This window comes from Caulobacter sp. GW822-FHT01G02, assembly GCF_058802865.1.
Genome location: NZ_JBXAON010000003.1, coordinates 513,354 through 530,550 on the forward strand (window position 1 = coordinate 513,354; position 17,197 = coordinate 530,550).

13 protein-coding genes are annotated in these 17,197 nt (G+C 69.5%); 9 read left to right on the forward strand and 4 right to left on the reverse strand.

Annotated elements, in window-relative coordinates; genetic code table 11:
* Positions 1-14: 14 nt before the first annotated feature.
* Positions 15-1,577 (reverse strand): cytochrome ubiquinol oxidase subunit I, encoded by a 1,563-nt coding sequence (locus tag AC1RNC_RS11370; RefSeq protein WP_492886279.1) that lies wholly within the window; start codon positions 1,575-1,577, stop codon positions 15-17.
* A gap of 123 nt (positions 1,578-1,700) precedes the next feature.
* Between AC1RNC_RS11370 and cydD the strand changes: the two genes are divergently transcribed.
* From cydD to fixJ, 4 genes are all read left to right on the forward strand, one after another.
* A complete protein-coding gene (gene cydD, locus AC1RNC_RS11375) occupies positions 1,701-3,326 on the forward strand; it encodes a thiol reductant ABC exporter subunit CydD (protein ID WP_492886281.1) in 1,626 nt (541 codons plus the stop codon).
* Positions 3,323-4,918 carry an ATP-binding cassette domain-containing protein gene (locus AC1RNC_RS11380; protein ID WP_492886283.1) on the forward strand — a complete coding sequence of 532 codons (1,596 nt, stop codon included), beginning with the start codon at positions 3,323-3,325 and terminating at the stop codon, positions 4,916-4,918. Before cydD ends, AC1RNC_RS11380 begins: the two co-directional genes overlap by 4 nt.
* A gap of 325 nt (positions 4,919-5,243) precedes the next feature.
* A complete protein-coding gene (locus AC1RNC_RS11385; protein WP_492886284.1) occupies positions 5,244-6,722 on the forward strand; it encodes a PAS domain S-box protein in 1,479 nt (492 codons plus the stop codon).
* A complete protein-coding gene (gene fixJ / locus AC1RNC_RS11390; RefSeq protein ID WP_492837165.1) occupies positions 6,715-7,344 on the forward strand; it encodes a response regulator FixJ in 630 nt (209 codons plus the stop codon). Before AC1RNC_RS11385 ends, fixJ begins: the two co-directional genes overlap by 8 nt.
* Positions 7,345-7,407: 63 nt before the next feature.
* Here fixJ and fixT read toward each other — a convergent pair whose 3' ends face one another.
* Entirely contained in the window at positions 7,408-7,734 is a 327-nt protein-coding gene (gene fixT, locus AC1RNC_RS11395; RefSeq protein WP_492837166.1) for an oxygen-responsive sensory/signaling system negative regulator FixT, read from the reverse strand.
* A gap of 155 nt (positions 7,735-7,889) precedes the next feature.
* Between fixT and fixK the strand changes: the two genes are divergently transcribed.
* Entirely contained in the window at positions 7,890-8,534 is a 645-nt protein-coding gene (gene fixK / locus AC1RNC_RS11400; protein WP_492886286.1) for a transcriptional regulator FixK, read from the forward strand.
* A 13-nt stretch (positions 8,535-8,547) separates the two neighbouring features.
* Here fixK and AC1RNC_RS11405 read toward each other — a convergent pair whose 3' ends face one another.
* Positions 8,548-9,861, reverse strand: coding sequence for an MFS transporter (locus AC1RNC_RS11405; protein ID WP_492886288.1), 1,314 nt, complete (start codon positions 9,859-9,861; stop codon positions 8,548-8,550).
* Between the two features lie 179 nt (positions 9,862-10,040).
* Between AC1RNC_RS11405 and motA the strand changes: the two genes are divergently transcribed.
* The 3 genes from motA to mnmC2 all read left to right on the forward strand — a co-directional run bounded on the left by motA (position 10,041) and on the right by mnmC2 (position 13,339).
* Positions 10,041-10,907 (forward strand): flagellar motor stator protein MotA, encoded by an 867-nt coding sequence (motA, locus tag AC1RNC_RS11410; RefSeq protein WP_099575759.1) that lies wholly within the window; start codon positions 10,041-10,043, stop codon positions 10,905-10,907.
* 106 nt (positions 10,908-11,013) lie between these two features.
* Positions 11,014-11,361 (forward strand): hypothetical protein, encoded by a 348-nt coding sequence (locus tag AC1RNC_RS11415; RefSeq protein WP_492886290.1) that lies wholly within the window; start codon positions 11,014-11,016, stop codon positions 11,359-11,361.
* Positions 11,362-11,563: 202 nt separating this feature from the next.
* The gene (gene mnmC2, locus AC1RNC_RS11420) at positions 11,564-13,339 is read left to right on the forward strand and encodes a tRNA (5-methylaminomethyl-2-thiouridine)(34)-methyltransferase MnmC2 (protein ID WP_492886292.1); all 1,776 of its coding nucleotides are present in this window, start codon (positions 11,564-11,566) and stop codon (positions 13,337-13,339) included.
* A gap of 275 nt (positions 13,340-13,614) precedes the next feature.
* Here the strand turns inward: mnmC2 and AC1RNC_RS11425 are convergent, their stop codons facing one another.
* On the reverse strand, positions 13,615-14,829 hold the full coding sequence (locus tag AC1RNC_RS11425; protein ID WP_492886294.1) for an OmpA family protein: 1,215 nt from the start codon (positions 14,827-14,829) through the stop codon (positions 13,615-13,617).
* A gap of 265 nt (positions 14,830-15,094) precedes the next feature.
* Between AC1RNC_RS11425 and sapA the strand changes: the two genes are divergently transcribed.
* Entirely contained in the window at positions 15,095-17,089 is a 1,995-nt protein-coding gene (sapA, locus tag AC1RNC_RS11430; RefSeq protein WP_492886296.1) for a protease SapA, read from the forward strand.
* The last annotated feature ends 108 nt before the right edge of the window (positions 17,090-17,197 follow it).

Consider the following 17,197-nt stretch of genomic DNA (forward strand, 5'->3'; position numbering starts at 1 on the left):
GATTCAGCGCTCCTTTAAGCGACGGCCGGTTCGGCTTCGACGGATCCGTCGAGCACCGGCTCATGCGGGGCGAAGGGGCCCTTCTTGACGGTCCTGATGATCAGGCCGATCTCGACCACGGCCAGCGCGCCGTACAGAAGGGTGAAGGCCGCGATGCTGGTCAGCAGTTGCGGGACGGACAGGCTGGAGGCGCCCAGGAAGGTCGGCAGCACGCCGTCCACCGCCCAGGGCTGCCGGCCGACCTCAGCCAGCAACCAGCCAAGCTCGGTCGAGATCCACGGCAGCGGGATGGCCGCCACGGCGATGACCAGGAACCACTTGGTGTCGTGCTTGCGCAGGGTGACCAGGAGGAAGGCCGTGGCGAACAGGGCGATCATCAGGAAGCCGATCCCGGCCATGATCCGGAACGCCCAGAACATCACCGGCACCGGCGGCACGGTGTCCCAGGCCGCCTTCTGGATCAGCTCGGGCGAGGCCTGGCGCGGGTCGGCGACATAGCGCTTCAGCAGCAGGGCGTAGCCCAGGTCGCGGCGGTGCGCCTCGAAGGTGGCGCGGGCGGTCATGTCCTTGGGATTGGCCTTCAGGGCCTCGACCGCGCCATAGGCGACGACGCCGCTCTCGATGCGGTCCTGCGCCTTGGCGACCAGCTGGAAGATGCCCTCCACCGGCGTGTCGAAGCTGCGAGTGGCGATCAGGCCCAGGACATAGGGGATCTTGACCTCGTAGTGGGTCTTGCGTTCCTTCAGGTCCGGTATGCCGAAGGCGGTCAGGCCGGCCGGGGCGGGCTCGGTCTCCCACATGGCCTCGAGGGCCGCGAGCTTCATCTTCTGGTTGTCGGTCAGGGCGTAGCCGCTCTCGTCGCCCAGCACGACCACCGACAGCGAGGCGGCCAGGCCGAAGGCGGCGGCGACGGTCATCGAGCGCTTGGCCACGCCCGCGTACTTGCCCTTCAGAAGATACAGCGCCGAGATCCCCAGAACGAACACGGCGGCGATCACGTAGCCGGCGCTGACCGTGTGCACGAACTTGGCCTGGGCCACCGGGTTGAACAGCACGTCGCGGAAGCTGGAGACTTCCATGCGCATGGTGTCGGGATTGAAGGCCGCGCCGATCGGGTTCTGCATCCAGCCGTTGGCGACCAGGATCCACAGGGCCGACAGATTGGTGCCCAGACCGACCATGAAGGTCACGAACAGGTGGCCGACGGGCTTGAGCTTGTCCCAGCCGAAGAACATCAGCCCGACGAAGGTGGCTTCCATGAAGAAGGCCATCAGCCCTTCGATCGCCAATGGGGCGCCGAAGATGTCGCCGACATAGTGCGAGTAGTACGACCAGTTCATGCCGAACTGGAATTCCATGGTGATGCCGGTGGCCACGCCGAGCACGAAATTGATGCCGAACAGCGCGCCCCAGAAGCGGGTGGTGGTCCGCCAGATCGGCCGTTTGGTCATCACATAGATGCTCTCCATGATGACCAGCATGATGCTGAGCCCCAACGTCAGGGGCACGAACAGAAAATGGTACAAGGCGGTCAGCGCGAACTGCAGTCGCGATAGATCAATGACGGCGGGGTCCATGGACAGCTCCCAAACGAACGGCCGATGATCACGCCGTTCGAGGACTTTCCCCTAGACCGCCGCGACCGCCCACTCCTTGATCGGGATCAAGGCTCGCGGACCAAACCAGCCTACACTCAACCCATGGGCGCCGACATAGTGCAGATTGATGGTTCCGTTGAACCAAGGACGTGGCTCGAGCAGGCCGGCCGGCGCGGCGGGTCCGCGATGGGCCGCGCGCGGACGTTCGTACTGCTGGACGGCCTGGCCGCGATCGGCTTCGCCGCGGGTCTGGCGTTCAGCGTCGATGCGATAGCCAGCCAGCGCGGAACGCTGGCTCTGAGCCTATCCCTGCTGGCGATCGTCGTGGCCGGGGCCCTGCGAGGCTGGCTGGCCCGCGCGGCGGGTGAAGCGGGCGCGCGGGCCGCCGCCCAGGTCAAGGCCGCCGCGCGCGCCGACCTGGCCCGTTCCGTGTTCGCCGGCCCGCGTCGCCCGACGGGCCAGGCCGTCACCGCCCTGGTCGAGGGCGTCGAGGCGCTGGACGGCCACTTCGCCCGCTTCCTGCCCGCGCGGCTGTCGGCCGCCGTGCTGCCGCTGGTGATGATCGCCGTGGCCGCGATCGCCAGCCCGATCGGCGCCGGCATTCTGCTGGCCACGCTCATTCCCTTCATCGCCGCCATGATCCTGTCCGGCACGGCCGCCGCCGCCGAGAGCCGCGCCCAGTTCCTGGCCCTGGAGCGCCTGTCGGGCCTGTTCCTCGACCGCGTTCGCGCCCTGCCGGTGGTCCTGGCCTTCCAGGCCGAGGGAACGACGACCGCCGCCCTGCGCCGATCGGCTTCCGAACTGGCCGAGCGCACCATTCGCGTGCTGCGCGTGGCCTTCATCTCCTCGGCGGCGCTGGAGTTCTTCGCGGCCCTGTCCGTGGCGCTGGTGGCGGTCTATTGCGGCTTCAACCTGCTGCGCCTTCTGCCTTTCCCGGTTCCCGAGACCCTGGACCTGAAGCGCGCCTTTTTCGTCCTGGCCCTGGCGCCGGAGATCTACGCCCCGATGCGCCGCCTGGCCGCCGCCTATCACGACCGCCAGGCCGCCGAGGCGGCCTCGGCCAGTCTCGCGACATTCAAGCTCCCGGCCGCCAGGCCCGCCACGACGCCGCTGACCCAGGCCCCCACCATCCGCTTCGAGGGCGTCACCGTCCGCTATGCCGACACCGACGCCCCCGCGCTGGACGCCTTCGACCTCACCGCCGAGGCCGGAACCATCACCGCCCTCGTGGGTCCCAGTGGCGCGGGCAAGAGCTCGCTGCTGAACCTGCTGCTGGATCTCGCGCCCCTGACCGGCGGGAAAATCCTGATCGACGGCGCCGCGCCCCGCGCCGCCGACATCGCCTGGGCCGGCCAGTCGCCGCTGATCCTGCCCGCCTCGATCGCCGACAACATCGCCCTCTCCCGCCGCGACGCGACCCGCGCCGAGATCGAGGCGGCGGCGAAAGCCGTCGGTCTGGCCCTCGACCGTCCGGGCGGCCTCGACTTCGTGCTCGACGAGCGCGGCAGCGGTCTGTCCGGCGGCGAGCGGCGGCGGCTGTCCCTGGCCCGCGCCCTGCTCAAGCCCGCCCCGATCCTGCTGCTGGACGAGCCGACGGCCAATCTCGACGCGCTCGCGGAAGAGCGGATGCTGGCCGCCATCCGCGCGGCCGCCAAGGGCCGCACGACCCTGATCGCCACCCACTCCGAGGCCGTCGCCGCCCTCGCCGACCAAGTGATCCGCCTTTGACCAGCCCCCTAGACGACCTGATCCGCGCCCAGAAACGCCAGCGCGCCGGCGCCCTGCGGCTGGCGATCGCCAGCGCCGTGGTCGTGGGCGGAGCCTCGACGATCCTGCTAGGACTGTCCGGCTGGTTCATCGTCTCCAGCGCCGCCGCCGGCCTGGCGGGGCTGGCCGCGGCCCATGCCTTCAACGTGCTGATCCCCAGCGCGATGATCAGGCTGCTGGCCATCCTGCGCACCGCCGCCCGCTATGGCGAGCGCCTGAGCGGCCACGCCGCCGCCCTGCGCGCCCTGGCCGCCATCCGCCCGGCGGTGTTCGAGAGCCTGGCGGCCGCCCCGCCGTCCCAGTCGCTGACCCTGTCGCGCGGCGAGGCCTCCGCCCGCCTGGTGCAGGACGTCGACGCGATCGAGACCCGCTTCGTCCGTCTTTCCGCCCCCTGGAGCGCGGTCGCCGGCCTGGGCTCGGGCCTGGTGATGGCCGCCCTGGCCGGCTGGCTCCCGGCCGTCCTGATTCTGCTGGCCGCCGGTGCCGCGATCCTGATCGCCCGCGCCCTGGCCAAGCGCTTTTCCACGCCCGCCCGCGCCGCCATTCAAACCAAGGTCGGAGCGCTGAAGGAGACCACCGCCGCCCTCGTCGCCGCTTCGGCCGAGCTGCGCGCCTACGGCCTGGACGCCTGGGCCGGCGAGGCGTTGAACGCCAAGGCCGCCGAACTCGACGCCGCGCGACTGGCCGCCGCCCGCGCCCAGGGCCTGATCCTGATGAGCCAGGCCGCCCTGCTGGGCGTCGCGGTCGCCGCCGCCGTCGCCAGCGCCGCCCCGGCCGGCGCGCCTCTGGCCGCCCTGGCGGGCCTGGCCGCCGCCATGAGCGTCGACGCCCTGGCCGGCCTGGCCCACGCCTTCGACCAGGACGGCGCGGCGCGCGAGGCTCGGGACCGGCTGGACGCGATCCTGCGGCATCGCCCTCAGGTGATCGCGCCGAAGCCGGAGACGCCGCCCAGCGTGACGATCCTCGGCCAGACCCTGCGTCCCGGCGAGCGTCTGGCCGTCGTCGGCCCGTCCGGCTGCGGCAAGACCAGCGCCATCGAGGCCCTGCTGGGCCTGCGCGGCCAAGCCGCCCTCCCCCGCTCGACCTTCGCCTGGCTGCCGCAGGACGCCGGCCTGATCGCCGGCGCGGTGCGCGACAACCTTCGCCTGGCCGCGCCCAAGGCGACCGACGCGCAGCTGTGGGAGGCCCTGGAAGCCGCCGCCCTCGCCGACCGCATCCGCGCCGCGCCGCGGGGTCTGGACGCCTATCTCGGTGACGACGGCGAGCGCCTGTCCGGCGGCGAGCGCCGGCGTTTGGCCCTGGCGCGGGCCTATCTGCGGGACGCGCCGTGGCTGCTGCTGGACGAGCCCACCGAGGGCCTTGATGCGGCGACCGAGATGATGGTGGTGGAGCGGCTGCGAGAGCGTCTGGACCGCACCGGCCAGGGCCTGGTGCTGGTCAGCCACCGCGCGGCGCCGGCGGCGATCTGCGGGCGGCGGCTGGAGATGAATGCAAACAAAAACCCGATCTCCCCGGCGAACGCCGGGGCCCAGATCGAACTCACCAAAGTTTGAGGATTGGACGCGAGCGCTGTCGCGAAAACCCCAAGGGCTCCGGATGAATCTGGGCCCCGGCGTTCGCCGGGGAAATCGGGCTTTGGGGGAACTCCCAGCTCGACTTGGGATCCCCTACTTCATGTTCACGCGGATGTAGGTCACGAACAGCACCACGGCGAACGCCGAGAACGCCGCGATCACCAGACCCAGGTACGCCATTTGCCCGTCAGACATTCGAACGCTCCGATTGCTTGGAACCTCCAGCCTCCGACCTACGCAATAACCGCGCCTTGACCTGGCTCAAACCCGTCCGGCTATAAGGACTTCGAGACTGAGAACACCCATGAAGCCAGCCCGGGGCCTGTCCTCGACGCTCTATAGCGATCCACATCCCACCGCCTACCTGGCCGCCCTCGCGGCGGTGATGGCGACGGCGGTGGCGCGCCTGTACCTGCCGGCGGCGTTCACCGCGCCCTCGTCGTTCCTGCTGTTCGTGCCGGCGGTGCTGGTCAGCGCCGCGCTCGGCGGCCTGGGCCCTGGCGCCTTCGCCACCACCTTCGCCTGGGCCAGCGTCTGGTGGGTGACGCGCGAGATCCCGTTCAACCTGGTCAGCGGCCTGTGCGCGGCGATCTTCCTGTCGGTCGGCTTCGGCATGGCCGTGGGCGGCGGCTGGTTCCACGCCGCGCGGCGGCGCGAGGCGGCGGTCAACGACCACCTGCGTTCGATCCTCGACACCGTGCCCGACGGGGTGGTGGTCATCGACCGCGACGGCCTGATGACCTCGTTCAGCCCCGCAGCAGAGCGGATGTTCGGCTGGACCGCCGCCGAGGTTCTCGGCAAGAACGTCGGCTTGCTGATGCCCGAGCCGCATGCGACCGCCCACGACGACCATATCCAGCGCTACCACCGCACCGGCGACAAGCGGATCATCGGCGTCGGCCGCGTCGTGGTCGGCCTGCGCAAGGACGGCTCGACCTTCCCGATGGAGCTGGCGGTCGGCGAGACCAAGGGGCCGATGCCCTCCTATACCGGCTTCATCCGCGACCTGACCCAGAGCCAGGAGACCGAGACCCGCCTGCAGGAGCTGCAGAACGAGCTGGTCCACGTCTCGCGACTGACGGCCATGGGCGAGATGGCCTCGACCCTGGCCCACGAGCTGAACCAGCCGCTGTCGGCCATCGCCAACCTCCTGACCGGCTCGCGCCGCCTGATCGACCGGGGCCGCGAGGCCGACCAGGCCAAGGTCCGCGACGCCATCGACCGCGCCGCCGCCCAGGCGCTGCGGGCCGGCGAGGTGATCCACCGCATGCGCGACTTCGTCCGCCGCGGGGCCAGCGAGCGGGTCGACGAGAGCCTGTCCAAGCTGATCGAGGAGGCTTCGGCCCTGGCCCTGATCGGCGAGCGCGACCGTCAGGTCGATGTGCGCCTCTCCCTGGATCCGGCGGCCGACGCCGTCTATGCCGACCGGGTCCAGGTGCAGCAGGTGCTGCTGAACCTGATCCGCAACGGCATCGACGCCATGCAGGAGAACGGCGCGCGGCGGAAGGCGCTGACCATCACCAGCGCCGTGACCGACCAGGGCTGGTCGCAGGTCAGCGTCGCCGACACCGGCCCCGGCATCGCGCCCGAGGTGCTGGAGCGTCTGTTCCAGCCCTTCATGACCACCAAGCCGCAGGGCATGGGGGTCGGCCTGTCGATCTCGCGTTCGATCATCGAAGCCCATGGCGGCCGCATCTGGGCCGAGGCCAATCCCGGCGGCGGGGCGCTGTTCCGCTTCACCCTGCCGCCCGCCGATCATAAGAAGGAAACCGTCGATGAGTGAGGCCCCCCTGGCGACCCCGACCGCCGTCGTGCACGTGGTCGACGACGACGAGAGCGCCCGCGAGTCTCTGGCCTTCCTGCTGGAGTCCGCCGACTTCGAGGTCGTCGCCTACGCCAGCGCCCCGGCCTTCCTCGAGGCTTTGCCAGACGCCAAGCCGGGTGTGGTGATCACCGACGTGCGCATGCCGGAGATGAGCGGCCAGGAGCTGGTCGCGCGCCTGGCGGCCCTGAAGGTCAAGATGCCGATCGTGATGATCACCGGCCACGGCGACATCCCGATGGCCGTCGAGGCCATGCGTTCGGGTGTCGTGGACTTCATCGAGAAGCCGTTCTCGGACGCCCGCATGCTGGATGCGCTCGGTCGCGCCATCAAGGCCGCCGAGGCCGCCCCGGTCACCGACGACCAGGCCGCCATCCTGCATCGCCTGGAAACCCTGTCCGAACGCGAACGCCAGGTGCTGGACGGCGTCGTCGCCGGCCACGCCAACAAGGTCATCGCCCGCGAACTGGGCATCAGTCCGCGTACGGTGGAGATCTATCGGGCCAAGCTGATGACGAAGATGCAGGCCGACAACCTGGCGGCGCTGGTGCGGATGACGCTGTCGGTGCGGGGGCAGACCTAGCCCTGTAGCGTTGGATGGAATCATCCGAAGCGCAAAGGGCTCCAGATGCTCCTGTCCGCTTCGCTACGGCCGCGATAACAGGCTTTGGTTGAATTTCAGGACTTCGCTCAGCCTCACGCTCAACGCATCCCCCAGCAGCGGCTTCTCCACCAGCGACACGCCGCGCACGCCTCGCCGCAGCAGCCGCTCCGCATCGCCGGTCAGCACGATCGTCGGGCTCTCCCCCACGGCCGGCCAGTCCTCTCGATCATCGTCGATGACCACCGCCGCGGCCGGTCTCCCATCCGGCCGCGTTCCCACCGCATAACCCTCGGTCTCCAGCGAGAAGCGCAGCGCCTCGCGCAGGGGCTCGTCCTCGACGAGCAGCAGGATGAGGGGACGATCCGACATGGCGCCATCTTGCCTGGACACCTGTCCGCGCGGGTTGATCCGCCTCAAACACTCGCCACCCGCACGCCCGCGTAAGGGGGTTTCCTTAGGCGCGGCTCCCGAATATCGCGGCGTCGGGAATAGGCGCATGACCCCACTATCAGAAGGGTCTTTCCATGCTGTCTCCGCTTCGCATCGACGCCGCTCCGGGCGCCCTCGATTCCGTGTTGGCCATTCCGGGCGCCTGCTCGCGCTTCTCGCGCGACGAGGAGATTTTCGGCGAGGGCGAGGCCGCCGACTATGTCTACCAAGTCGTCACCGGCGCGGTGCGGACCTACCGCATCCTGCGCGACGGTCGCCGCCAGATCGACGACTTCCACTTCGCCGGCGAGTATTTCGGCCTGGAGATGGCCGATGCTCACCGCATCACGGCCGAGGCCCTGACCGACGCCAGCATCCGGATGATCCGGCGCGGGGCGCTCAGCGATCTGGCCGCGACGCGCAGCGACGCCGCCCGGGCTCTGTTCCGCCTGACCGCCGAGGTCCTGCAGCGCAGCCAGGACCACGTGCTGATGCTGGGCCGTCGCTCAGCCCAGGAGCGGGTCGTCGGCCTGCTGCTGGACATCGCTGACCGCACTCACGCCCGCGCCGAGTTGAACGTGCCGATGGGCCGCCAGGACATGGCTGACTATCTGGGCCTGACGATCGAGACGGTGTCGCGGACACTGACGGCCTTGCAGGACGAGGGTCTGATCGCCCTGCCCAGCGTGCGGTGCGTGGTGCTGCAGGATCGCAAGGCCCTGGAGCGGATGGTCGACTAGGCTTTAAGCCCGCTCAAACCCCGCCTTCGTCCGTCCGCTCGAGCCCCGCGATCGTCGCCTCTTCCCGCGCGCCGCCCTTGTCGACCGCGCGCAGGGTCGCCTGGCGCAGGGCGTAGACGACCAGCGCCGCCAGGATGGCCGCGTTCAGGACGAACGGCCCCCAGCCGATGCGCTCGTAAAGCAGCACGAACAGCGGCGCGACCACGACATTGAGGCCGTTGATGGCGGCGATGGCCCCGGCCGCTCCGGCCTGGTCCTTGGCCTCGACCGACAGCGAGGCGCCGGCCGTGAAGCCCGGGCGCGCGAAGCCGTAGCCCAGGCTGGCGATGGCGTAGCCGATGGCCACGGCGGCGTAGTCCGGCGCGAAGGCGACGACGATGTTGCCGATCGCCGCGCAGCCCACGCCCCAGCGCATCAGGTCGCGTGGCCCCATGCGGAACATGCGGATCAGGCCCCACTGGGCCAGCAGCGCCGCCACCGCGCCGGCGGCCATGGCCAGGGTGATGAAGCCCTGCGCCTTGATCGGCGGAAGGCCCAGCTTGTCGATGATCAGAAAGCCCAGGGTCTGGGTCTGGGCGGTCTGGCAGGCGGCCACGAGAAAGCCGAAGATCAGGAACGGCTTGAGACGCGGATCCCGCCACAGGGCCGCATCGCCGCCGCGCCAGGACAGGCCGATCCGGCGGCGGGGCGGGGTCTCGCCGCGTCCGGGCTTGAAGGTCTCGGGCAGGCCCCGATGCACGACCACCATCATGCCCGCCGCCAGCAGGGCGAAGGCGAACATCGGTCCGGCCAGGCCCACGCCCGGCAGCACGAACAGCGGGGCCAGCAGCGGACCGACCACCGTGCCCAGGCCGAAGGCTCCGGCCAGGGTGGCCATGGTCTGGGTGCGCTCCTCGCGGCTAGTGCGCTCGGCCATATAGGCCTGGGTGGCCGGATTGGCGGCCGAGCCGAAGGTCCCGAACAGCGCCCGGCACAGCAGGAAGGCGACAAAGATGACCAGCGGCGGGGCCAGGTGATGCAGGCCGGCCGACACCACCAGGGCGCACAGCAGCATCGACACGCAGAAGCCGCCCAGGCCCAGCAGGATCAGCGGCTTGCGCCCACGCAGGTCCGACTGGCGAGCCCACAGCGGCGAGGTGATGGCCCACAGCACAGCCGACAGCGAGAAGATGGCCGCGACCATGGCGTCCGGGATGCCGATCTGGCGGCCGATGGCCGGCAGCACCGACAGCATGCCGTTGTTCCCCATGGCGGTCGCCACGGACACGCCAAAGAGGATCGCGAACGGCGCCCGGTTATCCCGGGCCTCTTTGGACTCCCCAGTCATCAAACACTTGTTAGGCCCCCTCCTGTTCCGAGGGAAGCATCAGAACCGGAAAGACGCGATTTTTGGGTCGCGCGCGCGATGTGTCGCGGATCACGGACGGCTTGGATGAGCGCGTGAAAACGTTGGCTTAATCATTAATCGCGATCATGCGGCTTCATTCTCGGGGTCGGTCTTCCACCATGTTCCAGATCATCGGCATCGTCATGCTCTTCGGCATGGTGTTTGGCAGCTACCTGATGGGTGGCGGCAAGCTGGACGTGATCATCGAAGCCGCCCCACACGAGCTGATGGCCATTCTGGGCGCGGCCGTCGCCGCCTTCCTGATCTCCAACTCCATGGTCGTCATCAAGGGCACGGCCGGCGGCTTCGGCAAGATCTTCAAGGGTCCCAAGTGGAAGCCGTCTGACTATCGCGACCTGCTGTCCTTGCTGTTCCTGCTGACCAAGACGATGAAGTCCAAGGGCGTCATCGCCCTGGAAAGCCACATTGAAAAACCGGGTGAGAGCACGATCTTCGCCCGCTACCCGAAGATCACCCACGACCACTTCGCCGTCGACTTCATCTGCGACACCCTGCGGATGATGACCATGAACCTGGAGGACCCCCACCAGGTCGAGGACGCGATGGAAAAGCAGCTCGAGAAGCACCACCACGAGGCGCTCGAGCCGGCTCACGCTCTGCAAAACATGGCCGACGCCCTCCCCGCCCTGGGCATCGTCGCCGCCGTGCTGGGCGTCATCAAGACCATGGGCTCGATCACCGAACCGCCGGCCGTCCTCGGCGGCATGATCGGCGGCGCCCTGGTCGGCACCTTCCTCGGCGTGTTCATCGCCTATGGCATCGTCGGCCCGATGGCCACGCGCCTGCAGGCGGTCGTCAACGAGGACGGCGCCTTCTACAAGATCATCCAGGCCGTCCTGGTCGCCCACCTGCACGGCAACGCCGCCCAGATCTCGGTCGAGATCGGCCGCGGCAACGTACCCTCGCCCGCCCAGCCCAGCTTCGCCGAGCTGGAAGAGGCGCTGTCGCAGATCCCGAACGAGTAGTCGCACGTTAGCGCGTCGTAACTTGCACGCGCTTTCGAACCGGTATTCCTTCTGCGCAAAGTCGTCGTCGACAAGGCGACGGCGTCCGCCGCTAGGGGAAATCCGCATGAACACCACGATGCTTCGCAAACTCCTGATCGCCGGCGTGGCCGTCTCGGCCCTGTCGCTGGCCGCCTGCGGCAAGCATGAGGAAGCCGAAGGCGACAGCGCCGCCGCCAAGGCCGCCGCCGCCGACGCCAGCACCGTGACCGACGCCGCCTCGGCCAAGGACCAGGCCGCCGCCGACGCCAACAAGGCCGCCGCCGACGCGGCCGCGGCGCCGGCCGACCCGGCGGATACCGCCGCGGACGCCGCCGCCACGGGCGCCACCTCGACGCCGTCCGAGACCTCGGCCACCGCCGCTGCGGACGCGGCGACCGCCGCCAAGCCGGAAGAGAAGAAGGCGGGGCACTAGGGGTCTCGCCTAAAATTCAAGATCCGATCTCCCCGGCGAAGGCCGGGGCCCAGGTCGAGCCCAGAGCGCCCTTCGTCGAACCTCGGCGGAGGGCGCTTTCACATCTGACGCTCAGGATGAATCTGGGCCCCGGCCTTCGCCGGGGGGATCGGGTTGGAGAGCGGTCTTGACGTTTGACCTCCCCCAGCGCTCTAGCAGCCCCATGAGCGTCACTACACCTCCCGACGGTTCGCCCCTCGTCTGGCGCGAGGACGGCCTGCCGCAGTCCAGCCTGTACGGCGACGTCTACTTCTCCAGCGTCGACGGCCTGGCCGAAACGCGGGCCGTGTTCCTGACCGGCTGCGGTCTTCCCGAACGGTTCGGGGCGCAGCCAGACTTCACGGTCGGCGAGCTTGGATTTGGCTCGGGCCTGAACATCGCCGCCCTGCTCGACCTCTGGCGGCGGGAGAAGCAAGAAGCCGGCCGCCTGCATATCTTCTCGATCGAGGCCCACCCGCTGGCGCGCGACGAGGCCGCCCGGATCCTGGCCCACTGGCCGGAGCTGGGCGAGGCGGCCCAGGTGCTGCTGGACCACTGGCCGGGTCGCGCGCGGGGCTTCCACCGCGTGGACCTGCCCGGCTTCGACGCCGTGCTGGACCTGGCGGTCATGGACGTGATCCCGGCCCTGCAGGCCTGGGACGGCGCGGCGGACGCCTGGTTCCTGGACGGCTTCTCCCCGGCGCTGAACCCGGCCATGTGGCGCGAGGAGGTGCTGGCCGCCGTCGCCAGCCGCTCGGCCCCGGGCGCCCGCGCGGCGACCTTCACCGTGGCCGGCGCGGTAAGGCGCGGCCTGCAAGCCGCCGGCTTCGAGATCGCCAAGCGCCCCGGCTTCGGCCGTAAGCGCGAACGGCTGGAGGCTTGGCTGCCCCCCTCAAGAGAAATGGGCGAGCATGCGCCCGCGCCGCGGCCCCAGACCCTGGCGATCATCGGCGGCGGTATCGCCGGCGCGTCCCTGGCGCGCGCCGCCCGCGCCGAAGGCCTCGGCGTCACCGTCGTCGATGATCCGGACCATGTCGCCGCCTCGGGCAATCCGGCCGCCCTGGTCACCCCCGCGCTCGACGCCGGCGGCGGCCCGCGCGCGGCGCTCTACGCCCAGGCCTTCGCGCGCGCGGTCACGCTGTACGAGGCCGAGCCCGGCGCGATCATCGCCCGCGAGGTGCTGCAGCTGCCCGCCAGCGAACGCGATCCGGCCCGCTTCGCCACCGTGGCCGGACAGGACCTGTTCGAGCCAGGAGCCATGCTCCTGCGCGACGACGCCCTGGCCATGACCCGCGCGCTGGTCATCGAGCCGACCCTGGTCACCGCCGCCTGGAGCGGCGAGATCATCCGTCGCCGCGTCGCCCGCCTGGAGCGCGCCGGCCCAGGACGCCATGGGGCCTGGCGACTCCTCGACGAGGCCGGCGACCTTATCCTGACCGCCGATCGCGTGGCCCTGGCCGCCGGCGCGGCGAGCGCTGAACTTCTTCCCCAGATCCGCCTGAAACCCGTGCGCGGCCAGGCCAGCTGGACCGCAGGCGAGACGACCCGGGCGACGGCCTTCGGCGGCTATGCCGTGCCGACCCGCGATGGTGTCCTGTTTGGCGCCACCCACGACCGCGACCAGACCGCCGTGGACGTCCGTCCCGAGGACCACGCCCGCAACCTCGACATCCTGGCCAAGGGTCTGCCGGATCTGGCCGCGCGCCTGGCGGGCAAGACGTTCGAAGGCCGCGCGGCCGTGCGCGCCACGACGTCGGACCGTCTGCCGCTGGCGGGCCTTGGCGACGATGGCCTGCTGGTCCTCGCCGGCCTCGGCTCGCGCGGCTTTTGCCTGGCCCCGCTGCTGGCCGAGCACCTGATCGCCAACCTCCTGGGCCATCCCTCGCCCTTGCCGCGCCGATTGTCGCATCTGACCGAGGCCGGCCGTTTCGACTCGCCTGACACGGGTATCGGCGTATAATCGAACACGGTTATCGGAGCGCGCGACGGACCCTTTGCCGCCCGTGCTTCCTATCCGCTCAAATCTACCGATGAGGCCGGCGCCCCCTTCTTGCCGGCCGCATGACGGCGGTCCTCCGCCCTCTTGGTCCGCCGGATCGGACGCTCCCGACGCCCCATCGGGAGCGTCTTTCCATTTGAGCGCCACGCGTCCCGAGCGCCGCCCATAGAAAGCGCCGCCCATAGAAAAAGGGGCCGGCCTCGCGGCCAGCCCCAATTCCACCGATCCGGACTTCCTTATTGGAAGTTGATCGAGACCGTCGAACGGCGGTTCAGCGGTTCCTTGACGCCATCGCCAGTCGCGACGGCCGGAGCGCTTTCGCCCTTCCAGTCGACCGCAACGGTCGTGGCGGCCAGGCCCTGGCTGACCAGGCCATCGGCGACGGCCTTGGCGCGGCGTTCCGAGAGCTTCTGGTTGTAGCGATCCGAGCCCGAGGTGTCGGTGTGACCCGTCACCACGACCTTGGTCGCGTTGCCGCCCTTGGCGTATTCGGCGGCTTGCTGGACCACGGCCTGAGCTTCCGGCGTCAGCACGTACTGATCGAACGGGAAGTAGACCACGAACTCGCGCGCTTCATAGGCCGGAGCGGCCGGCATCGGCGGCGGGGGCGGAGGAGGCGGCGGGGGCGGGGGCGGCGGGGGCGGCGGGGGAGGCGGCGGGGGCGGCGGGGGCGGCGCGGACCCGAAGGTGTAGCGCAGACCCAGGGTCACCGAAGCGTCCTTGTACTTGCCCGAGAAGGTGCCGACGTCGGTGATCGAGCCACCGGCCGGACCCGTGTTCTGGGTCACCGAACCCCACTTGAGGTTCTTGGTTTCCAGGTAACGGCCGGTCAGGTCCATCGACCAGTTCTCGGCGAAGTTCCAGCCCACGCCCACGATGCCTTGATAGGCGAAGGCCTGGTCGACGTCGTCGAAGTTGGTGTTCTGGAAGCGAGCGCCGCCGGCGGGAACGCCCGACAGCTGGCCATAGGCCTTGTTGTGCACCCAGGCCGTACCGGCGCCGGCGCCGATATACGGGTTGAAGGTGCCACCGGGAGCCAGGTCGAAGATGACATTGGCCATCAGGGTGGTGGCCTTCAGGCTGCCGTCCAGCTCACCGCAATCCGGCGAGGCCGGCGAGCGGCCGACGCCAGGCGTGCAGAGGCCGATCGGCTGAGCGCCGGCCAGACCATTGCCGCGGACGCTCTTCAGGTCGCTGGGGCGATAGCCGTATTCGGCTTCCACGCGCCAGTTCGGCGAGAACTTGTAGCCCAAGCGGGCGAAGCCGGCCCAGTCCTTGTCGCCCGAGAAATTCCACTGATAGCCGTTCGAGGACGTAGCCTTGACGTCCCTCGGCTCGTGGTAGCCCACATCGCCCGCGACATAGAAGCCGCTCAAGGCGCTTTGAGCCGAAGCGCCCGAGGCCGCGCCGAGCGCGACCAAGGCGACGCCGGCAAGCAACCGCATATTCATCTCTAAAACCCTCTCTAGTCTCTAGTAGTATGTCGCGGGCCCGACACGGCCCCGGGACCTCAGCACGACAAACGCGCACTCAGCGGATTTAGGTGTGGCAGAAACGCCACAAAGGCCGATCAATTGTGAAATAGGCGCGGACCAACCGGTGTTCCGGCAGCGCTTAGCTTGGCCGGAAAACTGTGCGCTCATGTCGCAAGTAACGGAGATTGAAGGAGAAATTCGATTTCTACATACTGCGGGCTTGGTCGGGTGGAGTATGTCCGTGAGCATTGAAGCGTTTTCACAGGCCGGCCAGGAACCCGTGAGGATCACGGGTGGCGAGGCTCCGAACGCCTTCGTCAACGCCGACGCTCGCGACGGGGTCGTGGCGGGCAAGGAAAGCCTGACGGTGGCCGAGGCGGCCTCGCAGCTATTGCGCGGCGCGCCCGGCTGGGGTCCGGCCCTGCATGTCGGAGCGACGGTGACCTACGCCTATCGCGCCACCGCGCCGACCACCATGCCCAGCGACACCTCGGGCTTCTCGCAGTTCAACGCCGCCCAGATCGTCCAGACCGAGAAGGCTCTGCAGGCCTGGTCGGACGTGGCCGACATCAAGTTCGTACGCGTCGGAACCGGAACCACCGGCGCGGCCGCCTACAGCGACAACGCCGCCATTCTGTTCGGCGACTACAGCACCGGCGAGTCCGGCTCGGCCGCCCTCGCCTACTATCCGGGCAACGCCCAGCCCAGCAGCGACTCGGGCGATGTCTGGGTCAATTCCAGCCTCGGCTACAACAGCAGCCCAAGCGGCTCGAACTATGGCGGCATGGTGCTGGTCCACGAGATCGGTCACGCCATCGGCCTGGCCCACCCGTCCAAATACGACGCCGACGGCGCGGCCGCCGCGATCACCTACAGCGCCAACGCCGGTTATTACGAGGACAGCCGTCAGTATACGGTGATGTCCTACTTCGGCGAGTCCAACACCGGCGGCGCGTTCGGCGGCGCCTACGCCGCCTCGCCCTTGCTGGACGACATCGCCGCGGCCCAGCTGGCCTATGGCGCCAACATGACCACCCGCACCGGCGACACCATCTACGGCTTCAACGCCAACGCCGGGCGCGACTGGTTCTCGGCGACCTCGTCGTCGACCAAGCTGGTGTTCGCCGCCTGGGACGCCGGCGGGACCGACACCTTCGACTTCTCCGGCTACAAGGTCGCCCAGACGATCGAACTGCGCGAGGGCTTCTTCTCCAGCGTCGGCGGCCTGACCGGCAACGTCACCATCGCCATCGGCGCGGTCATCGAGAACGCCATCGGCGGCGCCGCGGCCGACACCATCACCGGCAACGCGGTAGCCAACCGCATCACTGGCGGCTCGGGCAATGACATCCTGGACGGCGGCGCGGGCCTGGACACCGCCGCCTACGCCGGCAAGTTCGCGTCCTATGCCTTCAGCGCCCTGGCCAACGGCGGCTGGCAGATCAAGGACAACGCCGGAACCGACGGCACGGACACCGCCATCAATATCGAGAACCTGCAGTTTTCGGACCGCGCGGTCGCCATGGTCGACAGCCGCGTGGCCTCGGCCATGGCCAGCGTCCTGCGCCTGCAGACCTTCAGCACCGGCGCCGACGCCATGACCAAGTCGATCGCCGGCGCCATGGCCTCCGGGACCAGCTACACGGACGCCATCGGCCTGGTCGTCAAGGCGACGGTGAACACCAGCGCGGTCGCCGCCCTCTCCTACCAGTTCTTCACGGGCAAGACCCCGACCGCCGCGGGCATGGACTATCTGGTCGACCCGAACGGCGCGAACCCCAACACCCTGAACAGCGCCTACTACCAGTCGTTCGACACGGTGAACCGCTTCATCAATTTCGCCGTCAATCTGGGCAAGAACGGCGAAGGCGCCTCGGGCTTCACGGCGACCTACGGGTCCCTGACGCTCTTCGACGCCACCAAGAAAGCCTATGCGGCCATCTTCGGCGCGACGCCGACCGACCAGAAGGTCCACGACCTGCTGGACGCCACCGTCGCCGTGGGCGGCTCGACCATGACCCGCGCCAGCTACATGGCCTATTACGGTCAGGACGGCGCGAATGGTCAGGGGACCAAGGCGGCCGTGGTCGGGTGGCTGCTGGCGGCGGCCGAGACCGAGCACGTGGGCGTCTACGCCAAGTCGGCCGACGTCTTCTTCGCCGACCAGGTGACGCACAACGTCTATGGCGTCGACCTGATCGGGACCTACGCCAAGCCGGAATACAATCTGATCTGAGGCCCTCCGGGCCTCCGATCCGGCGACACGACGCAGCGGCGGGCCTCACGGCTCGCCGCCGTTTTCGCGTTCGGTGAATCCGAAAGCGGCCCCGGCGCGTTTCTCCTG